The organism is uncultured Metabacillus sp. (assembly GCF_947503125.1).
GTDB lineage: Bacteria > Bacillota > Bacilli > Bacillales > Bacillaceae > Metabacillus.
Genome location: NZ_CANNCR010000037.1, coordinates 1 through 23,105 on the forward strand (window position 1 = coordinate 1; position 23,105 = coordinate 23,105).

The following is a 23,105-nucleotide window of genomic DNA, read 5'->3' on the forward strand; positions in this document are numbered from 1 at the left end:
GGTTTCCAATAGATTCCGGTGCTTTCCATGGCAATGTGTGTAATTTCTTTTTCTTCTAACCACTTTAATAAGTCAAATAAACTTTTAGTTAGCGTAGAAAAAGTTTTTGTTTCTTTTTGAATGACGTCATCGTTTGTACCAGTGAGAGCACAAACTACTATTTCCTTTTGATGAACATCCATTCCAGCACAATGTGTTAATAAAGTGTCCATAAATGATCAACTCCAATATTAAGTCTATGGAAAGAGGAATAAGCTTGAAAAAACAGCATTTTTCTGTACGTGATCACCTTCCAAAAACAGAAGAGTCAACAAAGGGGTGTACACAAGGCAAATTCCATACAGTTTCTTATACAGGGTTAAACCACCATTAAAGCGCATGTAAACATAACTTTCCATAGTTTTATCAGTATGGACACAGAGGAAAAAACAAAAACCCAGGATGTATATTTTCATCCTGGGGTGTGAGTAAACAAATCATGTGTGTTTCTTAACGTGCATTGGGTTTACGACCACGAAATCGTATCCTTTGGCTACTAAAAAGTAAGCTAGACTAAACCAGTAATGACCAGTTGGTTCTACGCCAAGAATGACGTGATCCTTGGCATTTTCCTTCCGAAGATCTTCTGCCCAATTCACTAGTTTTTGAAAGCCATGCATTCGATTTTCAAAGATCAAGCGTTTCCCGAACTCGATGCCTCGATCATCTTGGGCACGTGCTACGTGTTTGTCTTTGGCTATATCAATGCCGACAATGAGAGTTGAAGGTGTAATTTGAGAGATTTTGTGATTTTGTGTATAATTCATTTTGAGTCCTCCTTGGTTACTTAATTAAGGGTCCTTAGTGCTGATCAGCTGCGGACACCTCGTACTATACCAAGAGGGCTCTTTTTGTTTCAATCCTCAAATTTCTTCATTACAGGAATGGCTCCTTAAATATTGTTGAACTCTTACCAAAAGTATACATGAGATTGACTAATTTATTGAAAAAATAAAGGAAAATCTATAACTATACAGAACTATGTTTTTAGTCAGAAAGTTTTCTTTAATAAGGAAGTATGTACAATGGACTTAAGTAATATTCTTATTACAATAGTATAGTTAATTTTCTTTAAAATACTTTACTACATTTGCTTTTTGTAAAGTAAAGATAATAGAATAAAACTAAGTCATTTAAGTGGAGAAGATAGCAATGAAAAAAACGATAAAGGTAGTAGCAGCAATCATTGAGAATGATGAAAATGAAATACTTTGTGCTCTTAGATCCTCTCAAATGTCTTTACCAAATATGTGGGAATTCCCTGGTGGAAAGGTTGAGAAAGATGAAGATATCTTTCAGGCGATTAAAAGAGAAATAAATGAAGAATTGGGTTGCCAAGTGACTGGAGAGACTCTTTTTCATGAGAATATATACGAGTACGATACATTCAAGGTTCATTTATTGTGCATTACATGTAAGATCACAGAGGGAATTCCGCTTCAAACTGAACACGCTAAGCTAATATGGCTAAAAAGAGAAAATTTAGATTCATTAAGATGGGCGCCTGCAGATCTTCCAGCTGTGGAAAAATTAATTAATGAAAATAGCCTTTTTCTTTAATAATGAAAGACTACTTTCATATCAGGAACAAATTTTTTAGAATGTCATCCTACTTAAAGCCCGCCGCATTCAGAAGAGTTTCCTTTGTTCTCTTGATTTTGTTTCTGTTTTTCTGCATTTTCTTCCGAAACAGACTCCAATCCATATCCAGTTGAGCTGATTTCTAAAACTTCTTCCTTCCTTTTTAAAGGTTTAAAAGTATCTTCGAATGGACCGTTTGCCATAAACTAGTCCCCCCTTCCTGTTTTTTCTATTGTTCTCTATAATATTTTGTTTTATTTATGACCAAATTAAAAATATTATGTTTTCCAATTCAAAAATTCACTTTCAAAAAGTATTCCTATTATTTTTACAGAAAAGAATTGTGATTTAAAACTATGATAATAATAAAAATAATGTTACAATATGAAATATTAAAATTTTCAGAAGAATTTTTTAATGGACTGTTTATTTGGAGGGATTAAACTTGGCTGAACAACGTAGTAATATGATTAAACAAGGAATTGACCGTGCCCCACACAGAAGCTTGCTTCGTGCAGCCGGTGTAAAAGATGAAGATTTCGGCAAACCGTTTATCGCGGTCGTCAATTCATATATTGATATAGTTCCAGGGCATGTACATTTACAAGAATTCGGTAAAATCGTAAAAGACGCAATCCGTGAAGCTGGCGGTGTTCCATTTGAAATGAATACAATCGGTGTTGATGACGGGATTGCGATGGGCCATATTGGAATGCGCTATTCATTACCAAGTCGTGAAATCATCGCTGACTCAGTTGAAACAGTTGTTTCTGCCCATTGGTTTGATGGCATGGTTTGTATTCCAAACTGTGACAAAATTACACCAGGTATGTTAATGGCGGCTCTTCGTGTAAATATTCCAACGATTTTCGTTAGTGGTGGACCAATGAAAGCTGGTACAGATAAAGATGGTAATCCGCTTAACTTAAATTCAGTATTTGAAGGTGTTGGAGCCTACCAATCAGGTAAAATAACAGAAGAAAAACTTCAAGAAATTGAGCAATTTGCATGTCCAACATGTGGTTCGTGTTCAGGTATGTTTACAGCAAACTCAATGAACTGTCTAGCTGAAGGTCTTGGCCTTGCACTTCCGGGAAATGGAACCATTTTAGCTGTTTCTCCTGAACGTAGAGAATTTGTTAAACGCTCTGCTACACAGTTAATGGAACTTATTAAAAAAGATATTAAACCACGTGATATCGTTACGATTGATGCGATTGATAATGCTTTTGCATTAGATATGGCTATGGGTGGTTCGACCAATACTGTATTGCACACACTTGCATTAGCACATGAAGCAGAAATTGATTATTCATTAGAACGTATCAATGATATTGCAAGCCGAGTACCACATCTGGCAAAAATTGCTCCTGCATCAGATTACCATATTGAGGATGTTCATAACGCAGGTGGAGTAAGTGCAATCATTAATGAGGTCCTTAAAAAGCCTGGTGCTATTAATGGCGATTGCTTAACTGTTTCAGGCAAAACATTACGTGAAAATGTTGCAGGAGCAGATATTTTGGACAAGAATGTCATCCGTCCATTAGACAATCCACATTCTGAGCAAGGCGGTCTTGCCGTTTTATTTGGAAACTTAGCTCCAGATGGTGCGGTGATAAAAGTTGGTGCGGTTGACCCTGCTGTTGGCGGCTACCATAGAGGTCCTGCAATTTGCTTTGATTCGCAAGAAGAGGCACTTTCAGGAATTATTACTGGTAAAGTAAAAGAAGGCGATGTTGTTGTGATCCGTTATGAAGGTCCTAAAGGCGGACCAGGAATGCCTGAAATGCTTGCCCCTACATCACAAATCGTTGGTAGAGGTCTTGGAGCAAAAGTAGGTTTAATTACTGACGGACGTTTCTCAGGTGCATCAAGAGGCATTTCAATCGGCCATATTTCACCAGAAGCTGCAGAAGGCGGTCCGATTGCATTTGTAGAAAATGGCGATATCATCGAACTTGATTTAAATAATCGTACGATCACACTTGAAATTTCTGATGAAGAATTTGCAAAACGTAAAGCGAACTGGAAAGGCTTTGAACCTAAAGTAAAAAAAGGTTACTTAGCACGTTACTCTAAGCTCGTTACTTCTGCAAACACTGGTGGAGTAATGAAAATTTAATTAGAATGGGCTTGAACCTGTCAGTTACCCGAAAATTGGGATCTGAGAGGTTTTTTATTATAACCTCTAGTTAAACTCATTCGTGTAAAAAAAGCCTAACAATATTTTTGCTAGGCCCTTATTAGAGGTATATATTATTTCGAAATAACACTTTTGTCTTTTAAGATTCTAACCCGATAAACCCCTCCTGCAATTTTTCCATCTTCCGAAGCAAATTTCACTTCCACCTTTTCTTTTCCTTTTGTTAATGTAAGAGGGATATCGTAGCAAACATCAAAAAGCTTACCTGGATCGTTTCTTTTCAGAGTTTGATGAGTAATTTGTGACCCATCTATTAAAATATCAAATTCACGCTGATACGCTTTTCCGTCTTCATGCAAAATAGTATCATTCCCGCAGTAACTAACAAGCAGGTACATCTGATTATCCGGATGTACAGCCATTTCATAACTGAAATAACCATCATTTTTACAATCTCTCCAGCCAGAATTGAAGAGGTTTAAAAAACCAGTCCTAGAATTTTTCGACTTAATTTCATGATCGACCTCTGGTTGCTGTTCATTTGGGTGAACAACATCAACCGTTATTTCTCTTAGTTTTTTCGCTTCCTCTTGTTCTTTGTCAACGAAAGACTGATAATCTGTTTCATCCATGATATTCCAATAGATCGTATAGCGCTGATGATGCAGGTCATAAAAAGGAATGAGAGTGACGCTTACATTTCCAGGCTGTCCGATTTCAGCTGTTCGAAAGGCTAGCTTTTCTCCTGCAATTGGTGTAATCCACTTTGAAACTTCCTTTTCATTAGTAATAAGGTCTGGAACGTTTATTAAGGGATGGTCATTCAGCTTAACATGATCAGAAATGATATCTGTTTCAGGGAATTTTTCTCTGCCTAAAGCCCCTGCCAACACAATCGGTCCATAAAGAATAGCAGCCTTTCTAGGATCATTTTTACTTCTTGAAAGGTGCAAACTCATCGGTATCTCGATATCAATGATATCACCTTCGCCCCATTGACCTTCAATGGTTATATAACCACGTTTTTGGGACTGGTATTGCTTTTGATCATTTACAAGGACAGTCATTGGTCCTGACGCCCAACCTGGTACCCTTATATGGAGCTTTACGTTTTCTTTTGTACCACTATTAAATAATAGTTTTGTTTTATTAGATTCTGGAAAGTTTGTTACCTGCGTTAGCTTCAAATTTTTATTTTTTACATGAATTTCTGATGAGATAAAGAGATTTACATATAAATCATCTTGATTTACATAATAAATATGCCGATTATATCTTGCCGGATTTTCCATTCCTGTCCCAGTACAACACCAGAAAGACTCATCTGGCGTACAATATACTTTGAAATGCCCAGGTTGTGTTGAGACAAAATATGTTTTCATTCCCGAATCAGGATCTTGTGAAGCTAGAATATGATTATAAAGCGCTTTTTCATAGTAATCAGTGTATTCTGCTTTTTGTGACCATTGGAATAGTAATTCCGTTAACTTCAGCATATTATAGGTATTACACGTTTCGGTTGTTTGAATGCCAAGCTCTTCCGTATTTTCAGGGCCGAAATGCTCGTTTATACTATTACCGCCGATTACATACGATCGATGCTTTGTGACCTGTGTCCAAAAATACTCTGACATTTGCTTATATGTTTCGTCACCGGTGATCATATAAAGCTTTGCAGCACCGATTACTTTCGGGATTTGTGTATTTGCATGCTTTCCTTGCAGATCATCTATTCCTTCTGCAAGAGGATCTAACACAGCCTTATGACAGAAACGAATGGCAAGATCCAAGTAGTTGCGATTGTTAGTAATAAGATAGAGATCTGCCATCGCCTCATTCATACCGCCGTGTTCACAGATAAGCATCCTTTGAAACTGCTCATCTGTTAATTGGTCTGTACCTTTTTTCGCCCAGTCGGCTAGCTTCATTACAACGTCTAGTGCTTGTTCATTTCCTGTCAGCTGATACGTATCGATAAGACCCGCATAAATTTTATGAATGCTGTACCATGGGACCCATCCTCCGCCAAGGCTAAAATTTTCTACCTCAAAATCCCCGGTGAAAACCTTATCGAAACAGACTCTTGAAAACCCGCTTACATACCCTTCACCATCAAAGGCCTGGATAAGTGATAGCTCTTTTACTGCATAATCAAGTTTCTCCTTCAGTTTCTGCTCATTTGTTATTGAATACATCGTTGCTGCTGCCGAAAGCCAATGACCAATTGAATGACCACTAATACCTGTTTTTTCCCAACCGCCATAACGGGGTTTTTTTGGTGTTTTCCCAGCAGCCTCATAGCAAGGTGCCAATAATCGATCAACATCAAGATAAAGAAGATATTCCTTTCCTTTTTCTTGTGATTGTTTAAACATGCCATCTAGTAATCGAACATTTTCCATATTCATTTCCTCCTTGAATCCAACACATGTTGTCATATCCTTATTATTACAAGGCGATGGAGAAAACGGAATTCACAATACAACTAATTCCATATCTTTTTTTTGGTTTTTCTGTGATAAAATATAGAAAACTTGAGTAGAGGGTGTGTTGGATAAATGAATGAGGTCAATTTATTGTCATACAGTCTTCCTCTTATAAGAGAAATCGGTCATATGTGGGATGACAATGGAACAAGCGGTCATCCAGATCGTCATATGGAAACGATAAATGTGTTTGTTTATGTAAAAAAAGGCAATATACAAGTGATAGAGGCCGGAACGGAATATACATTAACCGGCGGAGAATATCTTTTTCTTAGAAAAAATGTACCGCATTGGGGTACCTCCTTATATTCACCAGGCACAGAATGGTACTATATTCATTTTCACGACACATTAGATGAGATGGGCTTGGAGGATTCGCCGGAATTCTCTCATTACCAGCAATCATCTTTGATCTTAGAAGAAACCTATCATTCACATCTAAAATTACCTAAGCAAGGGTCTGTAATAAACCCAGAGTATACCGAACTGCAGCTTAAGAAGCTTAATGAGGATTTTATTTCCCCGCACCCGCTTCGCCCACTCTATTTAAGTCTCATGACCTATCAATTTTTTATTGATTTATATATGAATCGATTAAAAGAGATGAAACAGACAAAACAAAGCAGGATTGTCGGCAAAATGATTGAACTTTTTAGCCGCTCAGCTGCTACAAAATTAACAAGTAAGGAAATTGTAGATGAGCTCGGAATGAATTATGCCTATTTATCAACCTTATTTCGAAAAGAGACAGGGAAAAGTATTACACAATTCCAGGATGAGCTATTAATTGAAAAAGCGATAAAGATGTTAAAAAAGGAATCTGTTAATATATCAGAGGTTAGTCATGCATTAGGGTTCTCAAACCCCTTTTATTTTAGCAGAGTATTCAAGAAAGTAACCGGGGTATCACCAACTACCTATTTGAGTCAAACATATCGAAGCTAGCGTAACGTTAATGGAATTACTTACGTTACCGTTTTTATTTTCCAGATAAAATAATAGTATTTATATCCTACTATTATAAGTAAGATTACTCTGATCAGTATGCTATCTACCAAAAAAAATGGGATGGCGATCATACAATCAGCAAAGATAAGTATGGTTAGTTTCTGTTTTAGCGTCATTGCTTTGTTTTTGACAAAACCCTCTAGATGGTTTTTATAGACATCGGTACCTTTAAACCAGATCTCAAATTTTTCCGAGCCTTTGACAAAGAAAAATGAGGCTAATAATAGAAATGGAGTTGTAGGCAATAGCGGAAGAATAATTCCTAATAGACCAAGTCCAAAAAAGAAAAAGCCAAGGAAAATATAAAGAGATTTTACTATTTTGATCATCATTTTTCATTCCTTTTTATTTTTAGCTTACTATCACTACTATAATCTTAACGATCTTAGTCAATTTCGCAAGTATCATTCAGCTTTATTTTTCTACCAGGGATACTAAGCGAAGGGAAAGTTATGATATAGTTAGATAGAAATGATAAACGAAGGAGTATATTATATGACGAAACAAGAAGAACAACATACATTACCGCCAAAAACATGCTCAGTTGACCGCCTAGTAACATTGAAGGAAGATGTAAAAAAAGTCCTCAAAGGAGAGAAAACGGCAACGCGACGAAATGGAAGATATGCTGATGTCGGCGAGATCATGGTATTAGAGGGCAAAAAATTCAAAGTAGATCGCGTTTATTCACAGAGCTTAGGTGAATTAACCGATGACCATGCAAAACAGGAAGGATATGAAACAGTAGAAGAATATAAGCAAGCGATCTTATCCTATCATCCAGGAATGCCTTGGCTTCCCCATATGAAAGTTTGGGTCCATGAGTTCAGTCCTATTCAAGAATAACTAGCAACAGAAATGGACTATTTTTTCTACCGAATACTCATCTTTATTCATGTAGTAAGTGTCATCGTATCAATCGGTCCTTTTTTTATCCTTTTGCCTTTAGTACAAAAACTTAATGAAGCACGAGAAGCTGAGTTAGATACATACTTAAATACATTTCGATATGCTGTCAGTCTATCAAAGCATTCAGGACATGTATTGGTTGGATCAGGAATATTACTTGTTATTTTTGGCCCCTGGACTTGGGGTACTCCCTGGATTATCATGACACTTATAATTTTGTTTTGTTCCTTGTTCTTTTTGGCCCGTGCCTTTTCACCGACACTTAGAAAGTTTCAAGAAAAGGACCAATTAAGAGAAAAATTAACAGCAAAACTCAACCGAACGATTTGGATCTATATCTTATTATTAATGGCCATGCTATGGTTTATGGTTGTTAAGCCGGATGTATGGTAAGAAAAGCGCAAGACGCTTAGCATTCGCCGACAAGCATAAGGCGAAAAGGAATAGAAGGTGTTCTTTACCTTCTATTCCTATTTGACTAGACCCTAGAGGCAGTTAAAAACTAGGGCGGCCTTATCTCTTAACTGCACTGGCACGTCCTGTGCTTCGCCGATGGCGCCTGGAGCTAGACACTAAAACTAAGTAAAAATTTATACTTTATCTTTTAAAAAAAGGGTGACTAAATCGTCACCCTTCTTCGTTAATCACAACCTCCACTCCAAAATGATCAGAAATGACAGGCTTATTTTCCCCATTAAAAATAACAGTAGATTTGTTCACAGCAATAGGCATATTCGTAAAAATATAATCAATGCGCAAATCTTGTTTATTTACATCCCATCCCGCAATTTTTCCTTTGACAGTTATCCCGTTATCCTTTATATTCGCTAATTGATAAGTATCATATAATCCTTTATTTAGTAAATAATCATACCCCTCATTTTTTACATTGGCAGGATTATTAAAGTCACCCATTAAATAAAACTTGCGATCCTTTTGAACTTGGGAAAGCAATGAATCTACTTGGCTTTGAAATGGTTCTTCTTCATCCCGCCACCACCCTAGATGGCAGGAATAAAAGGAGATCAGCTCATTGTTATAGCGAATTTTTGCCCCAACAATTTTCCTCGTTTTCCAGTAATTCGTGTCTTCTGATTGACTGATAAAAAACGAAACCTCTTCTTCAATTTGATGCTTTGTTAATAATGCCAAGCCTTCTTCATATTTTTCATAACCGATGTGAGAAAAATCCCAGACATACTCATAATTTGTTACGCCAATTTCCTTAAGATGATGTAAAAGAACCGCAATAAAGTTATCTTTTTTAACCTTTCCTTCACATTTTTCTTCACCAATTAACTGACTTACTTCCTGAAGAGCAATGACATCATAAGATATTTCCTTAATTGTTTTAGCTAAACATTTTATTTTGTCCAGCTGATTTTCCTCTTGCCATGAATGACAATTTAATGTTAAAAGTTTCATTGGTTACGCTCCAAACGATCTTGAATATCTGATTTGAGGACATCAGCCTTTGGCCCGTAAATGGCTTGTACACCTTTATCTTTAATAATTAATCCTAATGCACCGTTTTTCTTCCATTCTTGTTCAGAAGCAACCGCTTCTACATCTTTAATTGTGACACGAAGTCTAGTCATACATGCATCAACATCTTCAATATTATCTTTTCCGCCTAATAAGCCGATGATCGCTGTTGCAAGAGAATCATCTGTTTTGTTTTTATCGTTGTTTTCGTTTACATGAGCTAGGTCACTATTTTCTTCTTCAATATAATTTCCTAAACGTCCTGGTGTCGGCATTTTGAATTTTTTAATCATAAAGTTGGCAACAGTAAAGTTTAAACCGAAAAATACAAGACATGCTATAATAAAATTAACCAGATCCAGCCACAAACCAGCTTTGATAATCATAGGTGTTCTTGTCAATAATTCAATGATACCAAAGGAATGAACTCGTATATCAATTATATCTACTATGGCAAAGGAAAATCCTGTCATGACCGCATAAGCAACATAAAGAACTGGTGCTGCAAACATAAACATAAACTCAATTGGTTCCGTTACCCCTGTTAAAAATACAGCTAATCCTGCAGATAAGAACATCGATTTGTATTTTGTTCGCTTTTCTTTATCAACATTCCGATACATCGCTAATGCGATCCCGATTAATGCGGCACAAGATAAGATCATCTGTCCAACTTTAAAGCGGGCAGGTGTTACATCATTTAATAAAGCTTTATAACCTTCGATATCACCAGCGGCAAGGAAATTATTTAAATCCGCAATCCATGCAAGCCATAAGGGATCTTGACCTGCAACCGTCTGACCGGCACTTGGACCTGTTAAGATCGTGTAGGTTCCTCCAAGCTCCGTATAATTCATTGGAACCGTCAACATATGATGTAAACCAAATGGAAGCAATAACCGCTCTAACGCACCAAATATAAATGGGGCGATAACAGGAGCAGTATCTCGAGACGATGCAATCCATTTTCCAAAATCATTTAATAATCCTTGAACAAATGGCCAGATGATCGCCAAAATGATCGCTGTAATAACAGATCCAACAATCACAACAAATGGAACAAAGCGTTTTCCGTTAAAAAAAGCAAGTGATTGTGGCAGTTTACTGTAGTTATAGTATTTATTAAAGATATTAGCACCTAAAAAACCGGAAATAATGCCCACAAATACGCCCATATTTAATGCTGGAGCACCTAGTATCGATGTAAAATAATCCTTAACAACTAATTCGCTGCCGAATAAAGAAGTTACTGTTGCTGATTGATCACTCAACATGTCACTATTCACACCAAAAATAGCCCCAGTAATCCGATTAATTAACACAAAGGCAATTAATGCGGCAAAAGCTCCTCCAGCACGTTCCTTCGCCCATGATCCACCTATAGCTACTGCGAATAAAACATGTAAGTTACCAATAATCGCCCAACCGATTTCTTCCATCACAAGTGCAATCGTTTGCACAATAGACAAATCAACATCGACCATTCCTACTAACTTTCCAAGAGAAATCATAATTCCAGCTGCAGGCATAACTGCAACAACTACTAATAAAGCTTTTCCAAACTTTTGCCAAAAATCAAATGATGTGATTTTCATAGAGCTGAGCCTCCTAAAATAAATAATATTAAAGATGAGCAACCGTTTGCATTTATAGTTAAATGAAGTGTGCTCTTTACTTTTAAAGGGTTTTCTTTTCCTGTAAATAAAGTATCATAATTACTGATTAAGCGCAATCGTTTGCATGAAATTTTTTATATTATTTTTTTGCAAAAATGAACTCTTCAAGAAATAATATCAATTAATGGAGATAATATTCCTCCAGGTACATCATATCCATAAACAATCGAACAAATGAGATAAACGATCACGATGGCAATTATTGCTGCTACAATATGATTTTCGATCCTACGAATCGATTCTTTCTTCAAAACAAATCAGCCTCCTCTACTCTTCTTTCATTATTTTGTTTCATTTTTTATAATTTAAACTATATTATTACTTATTGTTTTACATTAACTTTTTAAAATAATTAACCCCTCGTGTATTTCACGAGGGGTTAATTATTTTAATGTCAAATGGTTTTAGTAAATAAATTTACTAGGTAACGGACCTGCAAATCAAAAAAATCAACTTAATAATGAAATTAAATATAATAATGTAAAAATTCAGACAAACAAAGCACAGCTAGCGATTGTCCGTACGGCATAGTGGTAATTTTTATTTCTTTATAGAAATCTAAACTGTCACCCATACCTGTACCTACAGACACCTTTTGCAGGGCACCCTCATCATTAATTTCTTTTAAAATTCCTTGAATGGCTTTGTATGCTACTTCCTTGTATTCTTGACTAACATATCGTTTATGGACAGATTTTAAGATTCCATAGGCAAAACCTGCTGTTGCTGATGCTTCCAAATAAGATGATTTATCGTTGATTAAGGTATGCCATAATCCGCTCTCATCTTGATAAGCTGCTAACGCTTCAATCTGTCTATTTAATGTATCAATTAGAAACTCTCTAAAGAAATCCCCTTCTTTTAAATCCAAAATTTCAATAATTTCTGGTATGGCAATGGTTATCCAGCAGTTTCCTCTTCCCCATAATGCTTCAGCATAATTGTGATTTTCTTCAAAGGTCCATCCATGGAACCATAATCCTGTTTTACGATCACTTAAATATTTAATATGAATTAAAAATTGTTTCTTAGCTTCTTCTATATATTCCGGTTTGTTGAAAAGCCTTCCAATTTTCGCTAGGGGAAGCACAGTCATCATCAATGTATCATCCCAAAGCTGGTTTTTATTTTCAGGACCATATGTCATATGCTGAAGACCATCTTCCTTTGTACGCGGCATATCATACATAACCCACTCTGCCCAATCTTCTAAATAAGGCACAAATGTCTGATCCTTCGTTTCTTCATATAAAAAAGCTAAAGTTAATAGCGGAGCCATTGTATTTACATTTTTAGGTGGGACTCCTTCTTCAAATCTAGCTTTAAACCAATCTGTAATAATCTTAATAGCCTTTTGGTTATTTGTTAGCTTCCAATATTTAAAAATTCCGTATAACCCAACACCTTGTGGCCAGTTCCAAACGTTCCAGCTCTTATCATCAACAACCAAACCATCGAAGTTTAATAGAAATTCACCTGTATTATCTTTTATTTGAGAAAGATTATCCATCAGCTTATCAATATGATCGATGACTTCTGTTCTTTGAATAAAAACTTCTTTTTGAATCATGTATATTCCCTCCAACTGAATAATAAATTGAGTGCTTACTTAAAACATGCCCAATTAAACGTTTTCAAATTACATATAACATAGCTTTTCTTTTCTCTTTTCCCTGAAAGTAATTCCGTTTTAGTTCAAAAATTTCTTTTCTTTTGTTCTTTTACTACCCTTTTTGTTTATTTATTTCCTTTTGTTTTTGATTATAGTGAACTTATTGGAATTGGTCAATGAAAATTAATAAAAAATTTGAGAAAAAATTCGCAAAAAAAGTAGAAGAAACTTTCCTCTACTTATATTATCAAAGATTAAATTTTCGTACCCGCTTATAAAATGTACTTCTTGGAATGTTTAAGTATTCAGCTGCTAATGTTACATTTCCATTTGTTTTCTGCAATGCCTGAATCATCTGTTCTTTTTGGATTTTTTCACGTAGGGTTAATTTTTCTGAATTCGAATTTATTAGTGAACTTGGAGAGTTACGATCAAAAATAAGATTTTTTTGCTTACTTTCAAATAAAGAAGGTAAAAAATGCTGTAATTGTTCGGTTTGCTTTACTCCTCCTTTAACTAAAATATTTATTCTCTCAATGACATTTAATAGCTCTCGTATATTCCCTGGCCAATCGTGTTTCATCATTGCAAGGTGAATTTCCTCTGGAATCTCGAAATCCCAAGCATGTTTTTGACAAAAATATCGAATTAGGTATGGAATATCTTCTTTTCTATCTCGTAACGCTGGTACAGTAATTGGATAGACATGAAGTCTGTAATACAAGTCCTCCCGGAAGGTTCCTTCACAAACCATTTGGTAAAGATCGCGATTAGTAGCTGCAATTACCCTAATATTTAGAGGAATTTCCTTTGTACCGCCAATAGGTGTTATTGTCCGCTCTTGAAGGACTCTTAATAAAGACACTTGCATGGATTCTGAAATTTCACCAATTTCATCTAAAAAAATCGTTCCATTGTTCGCTTGTTCAAATTTACCTTTATACCCTTGCCGACGCGCACCTGTAAAAGCTCCTTCTACATAACCAAATAGCTCACTTGCCATTAATTCTTTATGGATGGCTCCACAATTCACCGCAACAAAAGGTCCATTTTTTCTTGAACTATTTTCATGAATTGATCGTGCACAAAGTTCCTTGCCTGTTCCCGTTTCCCCATAAATACAAACACTCGCATCTGTTTTGGCTACAAGCTTCATTTCAACAAGTGCTTTTTGAAAAGCATTGCTTGTTCCTGTTTCACCTTTAAAATGAAACTTTTCTATTTCAACACTAGGAATGAAAAAAGAGTTGGCCCTCGTTGTTAACTGATCTTTTAAATAAATGGCCCGGCCGATCAAATGAGCATGTCTATAATCAGAATAAATCGGTATGTCTAATTGAATGGTCAGGCCGAATTCCTGTAAATCCTCAAGATTAGTACCTATGAAAGTCATAAATCTTTCCCGCAATGAATTACTTGCAAACACTATTTCATGTTGATTATTACAAATAATAACTAGTTCGTTGGTTTCCGTATATTTAATTGATTTTTGCATTAATTCATATTCATCTTTATGTACATTGAAACTTAATTCACGTTCAATCGCATATGCAACAGAAGTTACCATTCCAAGCATAAACGGATGGGAGCGCTCAACTGGACAAGAAACATCAATAACTCCCAGCAATTTCCCACCAGCATCCCGGATGGGCGCAGCAGCACAGCTCCAATAATGCGAAGCGATTGTGTAATGCTCTGAACCAGTTATCATGATTGGTTCTCCAATTTGCAGAACAGTTCCAATCGCATTCGTCCCAACTTCATTCTCCGTCCAGCGGATCCCTTCGACAAAATTAATGGCACTCGCCCTATGGAGTATCTCTTTATTACCGGAAACCGATAATACATAACCATCCGGATCTATAATAAGAGCCATCATTCCTAAGGATGTAATAGAATCATATAAACGATGAATGTGAGGCTGTGCGACATTCAAAAGAGATTTATTTTTTTCCTTTTGTGTTTCAAACTCTTCCTTCGAAAGAATAGTTGTCCCTTCATGTTGATATGGATTGACATCAGCTTTCTTACAACGGTACCAGGATTCGCTAATTTGCTTAGAAATACGTGATGAATCAAGTGTACCTTCATTAACAAACCGTTTCCACGTGTTTAATGGGAGTACAGTGTCCATCATTTAAAATCTCTCCTCTATTATTTTCTTCATAATGAGAATCCTAAAAATAGATTTGTTTCAAAAGTATATGTTACAAGGATGTATATTATAGGAGTTAAGTTAGGTGGATGTTCATTTAAAGTGTTAAAACAATGAGGGTTTATACTTTAACAATTGTTGTCATTAATTACCTGTACAATTTGATTCAGCTATCGGTATTCGTTAATAAGTTTATTATAACGATATATGTAAGCACTTACAACTGATTTTTCATTTTTATCAATCTTCAAGATTGTACAGGTAATTCTATTACGTAATGCTATAATAGCTCCAAAATCATGTTGGGGAAACAAGAATTTTAATATGGTTTTTGTTTTTGATTAATTCTTCAAACCCGCCTTCTATTATATTCTGTAAAACTATTTTTTCGGTTATAACCTCTTCAACAGGTAATCTCCCTTCAGCTATTAATCGAATCGTCATTGGGAATACATTTCGATAACCCAAGATCCCTTTCAATTGCCGTTCTTTTAAGACAAGACTATTTGGTGAAATACTTGACTCTTTTTCCCATATACTTACAATAAGTACCTGTCCCCTCGTTTTTGCACATTCAATCGCATCGTTTAAACAAACATCCACACCCGTTACCTCAAAGCAAACATCTGCCCCGCCATTGGTTAACTCATTAACAGCTTCTATTACGTTTTCCTTAATAGGGTTAATAACAAAATGTGCTCCAACATTTTTTGCAAGTTTTTGTCTTTCTTCAGAAATTTCAACAGCAATTATTTTACTAGCACCTGCTGAAACTGCTGCCTGAATAATCAGTAATCCTATCGGTCCTGCACCAAAAACAACGCAAGAATCACCTGCTTTTAAGGCACTTTCCCTAACTGCATGAACAGCAACAGCTGTAGGCTCAACCAATGCACCTTGTTCATATGTCATATAATCTGGCAAAATATGAACCATTTCTTCGTTTACTGTGACAAATTCTGAAAAGCCGCCTCCACCGCCAGCTAATCCTAAAAACCCCAATTGTTCACAGACATTATATGTTCCCGCTTTACAAGCCTTACACATACCACAGGCGAAAATGGGCTCTACTGTTACCTTATCGCCAACCTTAACTCTTGTTACACCATCGCCTATTTCAGTCACTATACCAGAGAATTCATGACCTAATATAACCGGGACTTCCTCTCCTGTTAAAGGATGAGGCTGGGTGGGTAGAAAGATGGGACCTGCAAGATATTCATGTAAATCTGTACCGCAAATACCGCACCATTTCACACGAATTTTTACCATACCAGACTGAATCATTGGTTCTTCTACTTCTTCAATCCGAATATCTCGAACTCCATACCATTTTGCAGCTTTCATGAACATCAACTCCGTATCATCTTATTATTTTAAATAATAGGACTTCAGTAAATTTACCTAACTGAATATAGTTAGTGATCTTTCTTTCTTCTATAAACTTTTCGAACAAATAAAGCATGGTAAAATGCCCTGATAATACTTACATGCTTGGGCATTTTCCTGCTCTCATGTTACATATTAAAAGTATGGGAGTTTCCTAGAAATGAACGGTATGGCCAACCGAACCAAGAATCGCTTCATGAACAGCTTCACCCAAAGATGGATGTGCAGCTACAAAGTTTTCTAGAACATCAACTGTTAACTCGGTATGTAACATTAATGTCGCTTGTCCAATTAACTCTGTAGCACGAGGACCAATAATGGATACCCCAATAATCGATTGATATTCTGGTTCAATGATGATCTTGACTTTTCCGTTCTGCTCATTAAGTATAAGTGCTTTACCGTTTGCTGCAAAAGGAAATTCTCCGATTTTCAAGTCATGAAATTGATTTCTCGCTTCCTTTTCTGTTAAACCAACACTCGCTATTTCAGGTGCTGTATAAATACAGCGCGGCACTGCTTGATAATTTACACTAGTCTCGTGACCACAAGCATGATTAGCAGCAACTGTTCCTTCATGAAAAGCAACATGTGCAAGCTGTATTCCTCCTATAACATCACCACACGCATAGATATGAGAATAAGAGGTTTGCATATATTCATTTACATGAATTCCTTTTTCACAAAAAGAAACGCCGATCTTTTCGAGTCCAAGCTCGTTCACACGCGGTTTTCTTCCTACCGATACAAGCACATAATCCCCACCAAAAGTCCTATTTTCTTCTCCTTGTCGAATTGTCACTTCTTTTAAATTTCTATTAACATGCTTTAATGCTGTATCTGTATATATTGTGACACCTTCTTTTTCAAGCTCCTGTGTTAAAAATGAAACAATATCCGGATCCTCTGCAGGCAGGAGCTGGTTTGCCATCTCAATAATCGTAACTTTTGTTCCCATCCGGCTAAAAATGCTTGCAAATTCGCAGCCAATTACCCCGCCGCCAATAATAATGATTGATTCTGGGACTGAAGGCAAATCAAGTGCTTGACGACTATCTATGATCCATTCTCCATCAAAAGGAGCAAAAGGAAGCTGGATCGGTTCTGAGCCAGTGGCAATAATAATATTATCTGCATCGATTTCTTCCTGTGAAACACCTTTATCGATTAAAAGTCGATGGCTTGTAAGAAATGAAGCTGAACCATTTATCACATTTATTTTATTTTTTTTCATTAAGTAGCCAATTCCATTTACGAGATTATTTACAATGTTATTTTTATATGATAATACTTGTGTCCAATTAATTGAGACACTCCTGTTATCAAGCTGCACCCCAAATTTATTGGCTTTTTTTACCTTCCCATAAATATCCGCACTTTCTAAAAGAGATTTGGTAGGCATACACCCCTCATTTAAACAAGTACCACCTAAACTTTTTTGTTCTACTAAGATTACCTGTTTACCCTGCTGGGCAGCGACAATTGCCGCTACATACCCAGCAGGACCTCCTCCAATAATGACAAGCTTTGACAAGCGATTTCACCACCCTTATAAAATGAGAATGCTATCAGTGGGGATTTTCCTTGAGTACAAAATATATAAGTGCCGACATTGCCAAAGGACATGGCGAAGGTTAGTCGGCGTCCCCCCTGAAGGCTTGCGAACATATCTGATCTTTACTGGCAGTTATCCTCCACTTTTCTTATTAGCTACCTTGAATCTTGAAGTTTGGGTTTTTACAGCCCGTTAAGATTGAGATAAAAGAATTTGATAAGGTTTTTCAAGCAGTTGTTTGATTGATTTTAAAAACTCTGCAGCAGGTGCACCATCAAGTACCCGATGGTCAAATGTTAGACTAAGAGGCAGAATACTTCTTCTTTGTAGTTCCTCTCCAACAAATACGGGTGTTTCTGTTACAGCTCCAACCCCTAAAATTCCTGTCTCTGGTGTATTTAAGATTGGTGTAAAATGTTCTACCCCATAAGAACCTAAGTTCGTAATCGTAAAGGTAGAACCTGAAATTTGTTCTGTAGTCAACTGACCTGCTCTTGCCTGTTTTGCAAGGGTTTTAATTGTCTTTGAAAGCTCAAGTAAAGAACATGTTTCAGCATGACGAACAACTGGTACTACTAAGCCGTTTTCCAGCGCCACTGCGATACCAAGATGAACATGCTCAAAGCTTTCAATGGCATCATTAATAAGCGCACTGTTCATGTTTTTATGCTTCATCAAGGTTAGAACCACAGCACGTGAAATAAAATCATTTAATGATAGTTTACTTTCGTCTTGAAGTTCCTCGCGAAGTGACTTTTGTAAATGGATAAGATCCGTTACATCTGCCTTCATATTGATTGTTAGTTGTGCTGAATGTAAAAGGCTTTCCTGCATTCGTGTCGCAATCACCTTCCGCATTCCTGAAATCGTTGTTTTATTTACACTCCTTGGGTCATGAGTGTTGACGGGTTGTTCCTGTTCAAGCTTTTGTTTTTTTCTTTCCTCTATAGCATGGAGAACATCTTCTTTTGTGATTCTTCCATTTGGTCCTGAACCTTTTATTTGTTCAAGATTCAATCCCGCTTTTTCAGCCATTTTTTTCGCAATAGGTGAAGCTTTTATTGACTGCTTTTCATTGCTTGTATCCTGTATAGAAGTAGTTTCCTCCTCAACGTTTGTTCCCATATTTTCAGCTGCTTCTGTTTGCGGGGTTACAAGTGTAGCAAGCTTTTCATCCGGGTTACCAATGAAGCAGATCGGAGTCCCGGGAGGAACGCCATTTCCCTCTTGAACTGCTATTTCTAAAAGAGTTCCATCGACTGGTGCCTCAAGGTCTGTTTCAATTTTTTCAGAGCTAATTCCTGCAAGTAACTCCCCTTTGTTAACAACATCCCCAACATGTTTATTCCAATAGCTAACAGTTCCCTCTTTCATAGACATCCCGAGCTTAGGCATCACAACTTCTACTGCCATATGGGCATTCCTCCTTCTTCTTTAAACGATTTGCAGCGATTTATCTCCGAGCATTTCTGAGACTACAGCAATGATTTTTTCCGGTGTTGGCAGGTAAAGATCTTCTAATGGAGGTGAAAAGGGAACCGGCGTATGCGGAGCAGTAATTCGCTTTATTGGTGCATCTAGCAAATCAAAACCCTCATCAGCCACCATTGCTGCGATATCTGTTGCTATACTGCATCGAGGATTTGCCTCATCAATGACAATAAGTCGGTTTGTTTTCTCGACAGAATTTAAAATTGTCTCTGAATCTAGCGGTGACAAGCTTCTAGGGTCAACTACCTCCAACTCAATTCCTTTTTTCGCCAGTTGCTCTGCAGCAGTAAGAGCGGTATGAACTTGTTTGCCGATAGCAACGATTGTTACATCTGAACCTTCTCTTTTCACATCTGCTTTTCCTAATGGTATTGTGTAATAGCCTTCAGGTACTTCACCTGTCGTATTGTATAATGTTTTGTCCTCAAAATAGATAACTGGATCATTATCTTCAATAGCAGCAAGCAATAAGCCTTTTGCATCATAGGCCGTAGAAGGAACAACCACTTTAATCCCTGGCATGCTTGTGAATAATGCATACAAGCTTTGCGAATGCTGTGCAGCGGCACGGAATCCTGCACCATGGGTAGTACGGATGGTCACTGGAACTTGAGCTTTTCCGCCAAACATATAACGAAACTTGGCACCTTGATTAAGCACTTGGTCCAAGCAACTTCCAATAAAGTCATTAAACATTAATTCTGCAATTGGACGTAAACCAGTTGCCGCTGCAGCCATTGCAGCCCCCATATATCCCGCTTCGGCAATTGGTGTATCAAGAATACGGTCCCTTCCAAATTCTTGAACTAATCCCTTCGTCACGCCTAGTACACCACCCCATGCTTCATCATCTTGTAGATGATCCACTGCAGCTCCTCCTGCAACATCTTCACCTAATAAAATGACATTCTCATCCTTACGCATTGCTAGCTTTATCGCTTCATTAATTGCATTTGATACACTGATTATTCTTCCCATACGAATTCCTCCTGTTTATTTAGTAGATTTATCATTAATAAGATACATAAACATCTGTTAACAATTCAGATGGGTCAGGGTAATCACTTTCTTCAGCAAATGTAACCGCATTTTGCACAGCTTCTTTTACCTTATTCTCATAGTTTTCAATCTCATTAATAGTAAGAAGCTGATTTTCAATAGCAAACTCCTTAAAAAGCTTTATCGCATCTCGTTCATCACGATGCTGCGCTTTATCCTCATCGGTCTTATATTTTTGAGCATCTCCCTCAAAATGTCCGTAATTTCTATACGTCATACACTCAATTAATGTTGGACCTTCTCCACGTCTGGCCCGATCGATCGCTTCTCCTGCCGCTTTATAAACAGCCATTACATCTTTTCCATCTATCCGAACACCAGGAATATTATAAGCGCTTGCACGGTCTGAAATTTGTTTACATGCCGAAGCATATTCAAATGGCGTTGCTTCACCATAGCCGTTATTCTCGGCAACGAAAACAACTGGGAGCTTCCAAATCGCTGCTAAATTTATTCCTTCGTGGAAGGTCCCTTCGTTATTTGCACCATCGCCAAAGAAGCATACAGCTACAGCATTTGTTTTCTTATATTTCGCAGTTAAGGCTGCCCCTGCTGCGAGCGGAAAGCCTCCGCCAACAATTCCATTTGCCCCAAGCATTCCTTTATCTAAATCAGCAATATGCATGGATCCCCCCTTTCCTTTACAAAGTCCTGTTGCCTTACCAAACAACTCAGCCATCATGCCATTTAAGTCACAACCCTTTGCTATACAATGTCCATGACCGCGATGTGTACTAGTAATATAATCCCTTTCATTTAAATGTGCACAACAACCAACTGCTATCGCTTCCTCACCTGCATAAAGGTGGACAAATCCAGGCAAAACTCCTTTTGCAAATATATTGTGGACCTCATCCTCAAAATAGCGAATCTCCAGCATTTTTTGATAGATCCACTCTACTTTTTCTTTTGTGATCATACTGCTTACTTTTTCCCTTGTTTTTTCCATGATTTTTCCCCTCCTGTTTTTAGTAAATCGTTTACATTTTTACTGTGAGGCATTTAACATAGAATGCTCTACACATTTATCAATGCAAAAACCGTGCCAAAGTTGTGTACCACTAGCAAAAGTGAATTTTATAGAATTTACTTTTTATCTTTTAGACAAAATGAGATAGATGTCTCGTTTTGTCTACTTTTTTATCCAGAAAATAGAGAAGGAACGAAAGCATTACACTATATTTGAAGTTCAGATAAGTCATTTTTCCTTCAAGTCAATTTGGCATACTATTTGCAAGCATTTATTTTAAAAAAATAGAAAGTGATTATCTTTGGAGGAGGGTGGTCAAGTGGAGATTAACGACCTTTTACTTATTGAAATTGAAGAGATGTCTACTCAATTACTTAATCTTTACCGGGAATGCAATGAAAATCTTTTGCATCCTCAACTTATACATGCAAGTCAAAGATTAGATCAATTAATGAATACGTACAGATCCATTACAAAATGAAGGAATGGATTGTTAATGAGGAAAGGGTACACATTATTGTGCACCCTTGTTTTCTGAAAAGGAGGTTCGCGTTATAAAGCTGCCATCTCTTCTTCTAAAAATTCGCTAAAAGTAAGAACTTCATTGGTTTGCAGTTTCGTGATCAAATAAGTTGAAGAAGTAGGAAGATTAATTTTATCTGCTTTAATTTCCACTAATTTTTTTAACATTAGTTCTTCCTTGATCATTGTAGTCGGTAAATACGAAATGCCCAGCCCTTGTTCAATAAATCGTTTCGTAATTTCAATTTGATTAACTTTCATTGTTCGAACGAACGGATAGCTATTTTTAATTATCTTTAAAAGACCGTCCCAATATTCAGGGTGATTATGGGTGATTAGCCTGTATTTTTGTAATACATTACTTTCGTTATTGTCCGTGATATTTTCGTTTGCAGGCCCAACTAAAATGACTGAATCTTCATGGATAGTTTTGCAATGTACATTTGGGTGGATCGTCCTTATTCTAGAAAGTCCTATATCAGCTCTCCCACTACTAATTTCTTCACCAATTTCAAAAGAAGGAATTATGTTTATTAACACTTCAATCCCAGGATATTTTTCCATAAATCTCCGCAATATTGCAGGCAGGATCGACGATGCAATTTGCGGGGCTGCTGCAATGATGACCTTTTGTTGATAGCCTTGTTTCCAAGATTCAAATGTTTCTAATCCCTCTTCATATTTCTTTACAATTTCCCTTGCTATTGGTAAAAATCGATAACCGGCTGGCGTGAGAATAATTGATTTTCCATTTCTTTCAAACAACTTACTACTTATGCTTTCTTCAAGTCTTTGAATATGTTTTGTGATCGCAGGCTTGTTAGAAAAAGTTCTTCTGCTGTTTTTCGAAAATTTTCATAGCTTGCTGCGACAATAAATGTTTTGAGCCATTTTATCTCCATTACGATCTCCTCTAATAACACTTCGTTATCAATCTTGCTTAAATTCGTTAATTTTTATTATTTATCGTTTCAATTATAATCTAATTAACAGAAATATACAGATTTTTTCTTTTCAAACAA

The 23,105-nt window shown here is 36.6% G+C and carries 22 protein-coding genes and 1 pseudogene; 6 read left to right on the forward strand and 17 right to left on the reverse strand.

All coding sequences use genetic code 11. From position 1 onward, the window contains the following. The coding region (locus tag Q1B07_RS18755; protein WP_299833269.1) for a transposase at positions 1-212 on the reverse strand (212 nt) is incomplete at its 3' end. A gap of 273 nt (positions 213-485) precedes the next feature. Beyond that, positions 486-806 (reverse strand): annotated as a pseudogene (locus Q1B07_RS18760) (transposase); the annotation flags it as partial. Between the two features lie 385 nt (positions 807-1,191). On the opposite strand from Q1B07_RS18760, the gene Q1B07_RS18765 reads away from it, so the two are divergent. Continuing rightward, complete coding sequence (locus Q1B07_RS18765; RefSeq protein WP_299093116.1) at positions 1,192-1,599, forward strand: (deoxy)nucleoside triphosphate pyrophosphohydrolase; 408 nt, start codon at positions 1,192-1,194, stop codon at positions 1,597-1,599. A gap of 53 nt (positions 1,600-1,652) precedes the next feature. On the opposite strand, the gene Q1B07_RS18770 is transcribed toward Q1B07_RS18765, so the two are convergent. Continuing rightward, positions 1,653-1,823 carry a hypothetical protein gene (locus Q1B07_RS18770; protein ID WP_299093115.1) on the reverse strand — a complete coding sequence of 57 codons (171 nt, stop codon included), beginning with the start codon at positions 1,821-1,823 and terminating at the stop codon, positions 1,653-1,655. 242 nt (positions 1,824-2,065) lie between these two features. Between Q1B07_RS18770 and ilvD the strand changes: the two genes are divergently transcribed. After that, positions 2,066-3,745, forward strand: a complete 1,680-nt coding sequence (ilvD, locus tag Q1B07_RS18775; RefSeq protein ID WP_299093114.1) for a dihydroxy-acid dehydratase — start codon at positions 2,066-2,068, stop codon at positions 3,743-3,745. A gap of 134 nt (positions 3,746-3,879) precedes the next feature. Here the strand turns inward: ilvD and Q1B07_RS18780 are convergent, their stop codons facing one another. After that, positions 3,880-6,168 carry a glycoside hydrolase family 127 protein gene (locus tag Q1B07_RS18780; RefSeq protein WP_299093112.1) on the reverse strand — a complete coding sequence of 763 codons (2,289 nt, stop codon included), beginning with the start codon at positions 6,166-6,168 and terminating at the stop codon, positions 3,880-3,882. A gap of 156 nt (positions 6,169-6,324) precedes the next feature. On the opposite strand from Q1B07_RS18780, the gene Q1B07_RS18785 reads away from it, so the two are divergent. Beyond that, positions 6,325-7,197: an AraC family transcriptional regulator gene (locus Q1B07_RS18785; RefSeq protein WP_299093111.1), complete on the forward strand. Its 873-nt coding sequence runs from the start codon at positions 6,325-6,327 to the stop codon at positions 7,195-7,197. A gap of 20 nt (positions 7,198-7,217) precedes the next feature. On the opposite strand, the gene Q1B07_RS18790 is transcribed toward Q1B07_RS18785, so the two are convergent. Next, positions 7,218-7,592 carry a DUF454 family protein gene (locus Q1B07_RS18790; protein ID WP_299833270.1) on the reverse strand — a complete coding sequence of 125 codons (375 nt, stop codon included), beginning with the start codon at positions 7,590-7,592 and terminating at the stop codon, positions 7,218-7,220. A gap of 163 nt (positions 7,593-7,755) precedes the next feature. Between Q1B07_RS18790 and Q1B07_RS18795 the strand changes: the two genes are divergently transcribed. Together Q1B07_RS18795 and Q1B07_RS18800 are read left to right on the forward strand one after the other, a co-directional pair. Next, positions 7,756-8,106, forward strand: a complete 351-nt coding sequence (locus Q1B07_RS18795; protein ID WP_299093109.1) for an ASCH domain-containing protein — start codon at positions 7,756-7,758, stop codon at positions 8,104-8,106. Between the two features lie 12 nt (positions 8,107-8,118). Further along, positions 8,119-8,562 carry a hypothetical protein gene (locus tag Q1B07_RS18800; protein ID WP_299093108.1) on the forward strand — a complete coding sequence of 148 codons (444 nt, stop codon included), beginning with the start codon at positions 8,119-8,121 and terminating at the stop codon, positions 8,560-8,562. Between the two features lie 234 nt (positions 8,563-8,796). Here the strand turns inward: Q1B07_RS18800 and Q1B07_RS18805 are convergent, their stop codons facing one another. The 10 genes from Q1B07_RS18805 to Q1B07_RS18850 form a co-directional block, all read right to left on the reverse strand. Further along, complete coding sequence (locus Q1B07_RS18805) at positions 8,797-9,594, reverse strand: endonuclease/exonuclease/phosphatase family protein (RefSeq protein ID WP_299093107.1); 798 nt, start codon at positions 9,592-9,594, stop codon at positions 8,797-8,799. Beyond that, a complete protein-coding gene (locus tag Q1B07_RS18810; protein ID WP_299093105.1) occupies positions 9,591-11,249 on the reverse strand; it encodes a PTS transporter subunit IIBC in 1,659 nt (552 codons plus the stop codon). Before Q1B07_RS18810 ends, Q1B07_RS18805 begins: the two co-directional genes overlap by 4 nt. 185 nt (positions 11,250-11,434) lie before the next feature. After that, positions 11,435-11,581, reverse strand: a complete 147-nt coding sequence (locus Q1B07_RS18815; RefSeq protein WP_299093103.1) for a hypothetical protein — start codon at positions 11,579-11,581, stop codon at positions 11,435-11,437. Positions 11,582-11,796: 215 nt separating this feature from the next. Next, positions 11,797-12,900: a glycoside hydrolase family 88 protein gene (locus tag Q1B07_RS18820; protein ID WP_299093102.1), complete on the reverse strand. Its 1,104-nt coding sequence runs from the start codon at positions 12,898-12,900 to the stop codon at positions 11,797-11,799. A gap of 289 nt (positions 12,901-13,189) precedes the next feature. Continuing rightward, a complete protein-coding gene (locus Q1B07_RS18825; protein WP_299093120.1) occupies positions 13,190-15,076 on the reverse strand; it encodes a sigma-54-dependent Fis family transcriptional regulator in 1,887 nt (628 codons plus the stop codon). A gap of 318 nt (positions 15,077-15,394) precedes the next feature. Continuing rightward, entirely contained in the window at positions 15,395-16,444 is a 1,050-nt protein-coding gene (locus tag Q1B07_RS18830) for a 2,3-butanediol dehydrogenase (protein ID WP_299093101.1), read from the reverse strand. A 196-nt stretch (positions 16,445-16,640) separates the two neighbouring features. After that, positions 16,641-18,020, reverse strand: a complete 1,380-nt coding sequence (gene lpdA / locus Q1B07_RS18835; RefSeq protein WP_299093100.1) for a dihydrolipoyl dehydrogenase — start codon at positions 18,018-18,020, stop codon at positions 16,641-16,643. 213 nt (positions 18,021-18,233) lie between these two features. Then, on the reverse strand, positions 18,234-19,454 hold the full coding sequence (locus Q1B07_RS18840; protein WP_299093098.1) for a dihydrolipoamide acetyltransferase family protein: 1,221 nt from the start codon (positions 19,452-19,454) through the stop codon (positions 18,234-18,236). A 21-nt stretch (positions 19,455-19,475) separates the two neighbouring features. Beyond that, positions 19,476-20,510: an alpha-ketoacid dehydrogenase subunit beta gene (locus Q1B07_RS18845; RefSeq protein WP_299093097.1), complete on the reverse strand. Its 1,035-nt coding sequence runs from the start codon at positions 20,508-20,510 to the stop codon at positions 19,476-19,478. A 34-nt stretch (positions 20,511-20,544) separates the two neighbouring features. Then, the gene (locus Q1B07_RS18850; RefSeq protein WP_299093096.1) at positions 20,545-21,540 is read right to left on the reverse strand and encodes a thiamine pyrophosphate-dependent dehydrogenase E1 component subunit alpha; all 996 of its coding nucleotides are present in this window, start codon (positions 21,538-21,540) and stop codon (positions 20,545-20,547) included. A 340-nt stretch (positions 21,541-21,880) separates the two neighbouring features. On the opposite strand from Q1B07_RS18850, the gene Q1B07_RS18855 reads away from it, so the two are divergent. Further along, positions 21,881-22,042: a Spo0E family sporulation regulatory protein-aspartic acid phosphatase gene (locus Q1B07_RS18855; RefSeq protein ID WP_299093095.1), complete on the forward strand. Its 162-nt coding sequence runs from the start codon at positions 21,881-21,883 to the stop codon at positions 22,040-22,042. A gap of 71 nt (positions 22,043-22,113) precedes the next feature. On the opposite strand, the gene Q1B07_RS18860 is transcribed toward Q1B07_RS18855, so the two are convergent. Further along, positions 22,114-22,893, reverse strand: a complete 780-nt coding sequence (locus Q1B07_RS18860; protein ID WP_366945232.1) for a LysR family transcriptional regulator — start codon at positions 22,891-22,893, stop codon at positions 22,114-22,116. Next, complete coding sequence (locus Q1B07_RS18865; protein ID WP_299093094.1) at positions 22,857-22,985, reverse strand: hypothetical protein; 129 nt, start codon at positions 22,983-22,985, stop codon at positions 22,857-22,859. Before Q1B07_RS18865 ends, Q1B07_RS18860 begins: the two co-directional genes overlap by 37 nt. Between the last annotated feature and the right edge of the window lie 120 nt (positions 22,986-23,105).

What these genes read in the sequence shown, in the direction of transcription:
- Q1B07_RS18765 (WP_299093116.1), top strand. Translation starts at nt 1,192, where the DNA reads ATGAAAAAAACGATAAAGGTAGTAGCAGCAATCATTGAGAATGATGAA.
- Q1B07_RS18770 (WP_299093115.1), bottom strand. Translation starts at nt 1,823, where the DNA reads ATGGCAAACGGTCCATTCGAAGATACTTTTAAACCTTTAAAAAGGAAG.
- Q1B07_RS18780 (WP_299093112.1), bottom strand. Translation starts at nt 6,168, where the DNA reads ATGGAAAATGTTCGATTACTAGATGGCATGTTTAAACAATCACAAGAA.
- Q1B07_RS18785 (WP_299093111.1), top strand. Translation starts at nt 6,325, where the DNA reads ATGAATGAGGTCAATTTATTGTCATACAGTCTTCCTCTTATAAGAGAA.
- Q1B07_RS18790 (WP_299833270.1), bottom strand. Translation starts at nt 7,592, where the DNA reads ATGATGATCAAAATAGTAAAATCTCTTTATATTTTCCTTGGCTTTTTC.
- Q1B07_RS18795 (WP_299093109.1), top strand. Translation starts at nt 7,756, where the DNA reads ATGACGAAACAAGAAGAACAACATACATTACCGCCAAAAACATGCTCA.
- Q1B07_RS18800 (WP_299093108.1), top strand. Translation starts at nt 8,119, where the DNA reads ATGGACTATTTTTTCTACCGAATACTCATCTTTATTCATGTAGTAAGT.
- Q1B07_RS18805 (WP_299093107.1), bottom strand. Translation starts at nt 9,594, where the DNA reads ATGAAACTTTTAACATTAAATTGTCATTCATGGCAAGAGGAAAATCAG.
- Q1B07_RS18810 (WP_299093105.1), bottom strand. Translation starts at nt 11,249, where the DNA reads ATGAAAATCACATCATTTGATTTTTGGCAAAAGTTTGGAAAAGCTTTA.
- Q1B07_RS18820 (WP_299093102.1), bottom strand. Translation starts at nt 12,900, where the DNA reads ATGATTCAAAAAGAAGTTTTTATTCAAAGAACAGAAGTCATCGATCAT.
- Q1B07_RS18825 (WP_299093120.1), bottom strand. Translation starts at nt 15,076, where the DNA reads ATGGACACTGTACTCCCATTAAACACGTGGAAACGGTTTGTTAATGAA.
- Q1B07_RS18830 (WP_299093101.1), bottom strand. Translation starts at nt 16,444, where the DNA reads ATGAAAGCTGCAAAATGGTATGGAGTTCGAGATATTCGGATTGAAGAA.
- Q1B07_RS18840 (WP_299093098.1), bottom strand. Translation starts at nt 19,454, where the DNA reads ATGGCAGTAGAAGTTGTGATGCCTAAGCTCGGGATGTCTATGAAAGAG.
- Q1B07_RS18845 (WP_299093097.1), bottom strand. Translation starts at nt 20,510, where the DNA reads ATGGGAAGAATAATCAGTGTATCAAATGCAATTAATGAAGCGATAAAG.
- Q1B07_RS18850 (WP_299093096.1), bottom strand. Translation starts at nt 21,540, where the DNA reads ATGGAAAAAACAAGGGAAAAAGTAAGCAGTATGATCACAAAAGAAAAA.
- Q1B07_RS18865 (WP_299093094.1), bottom strand. Translation starts at nt 22,985, where the DNA reads ATGGAGATAAAATGGCTCAAAACATTTATTGTCGCAGCAAGCTATGAA.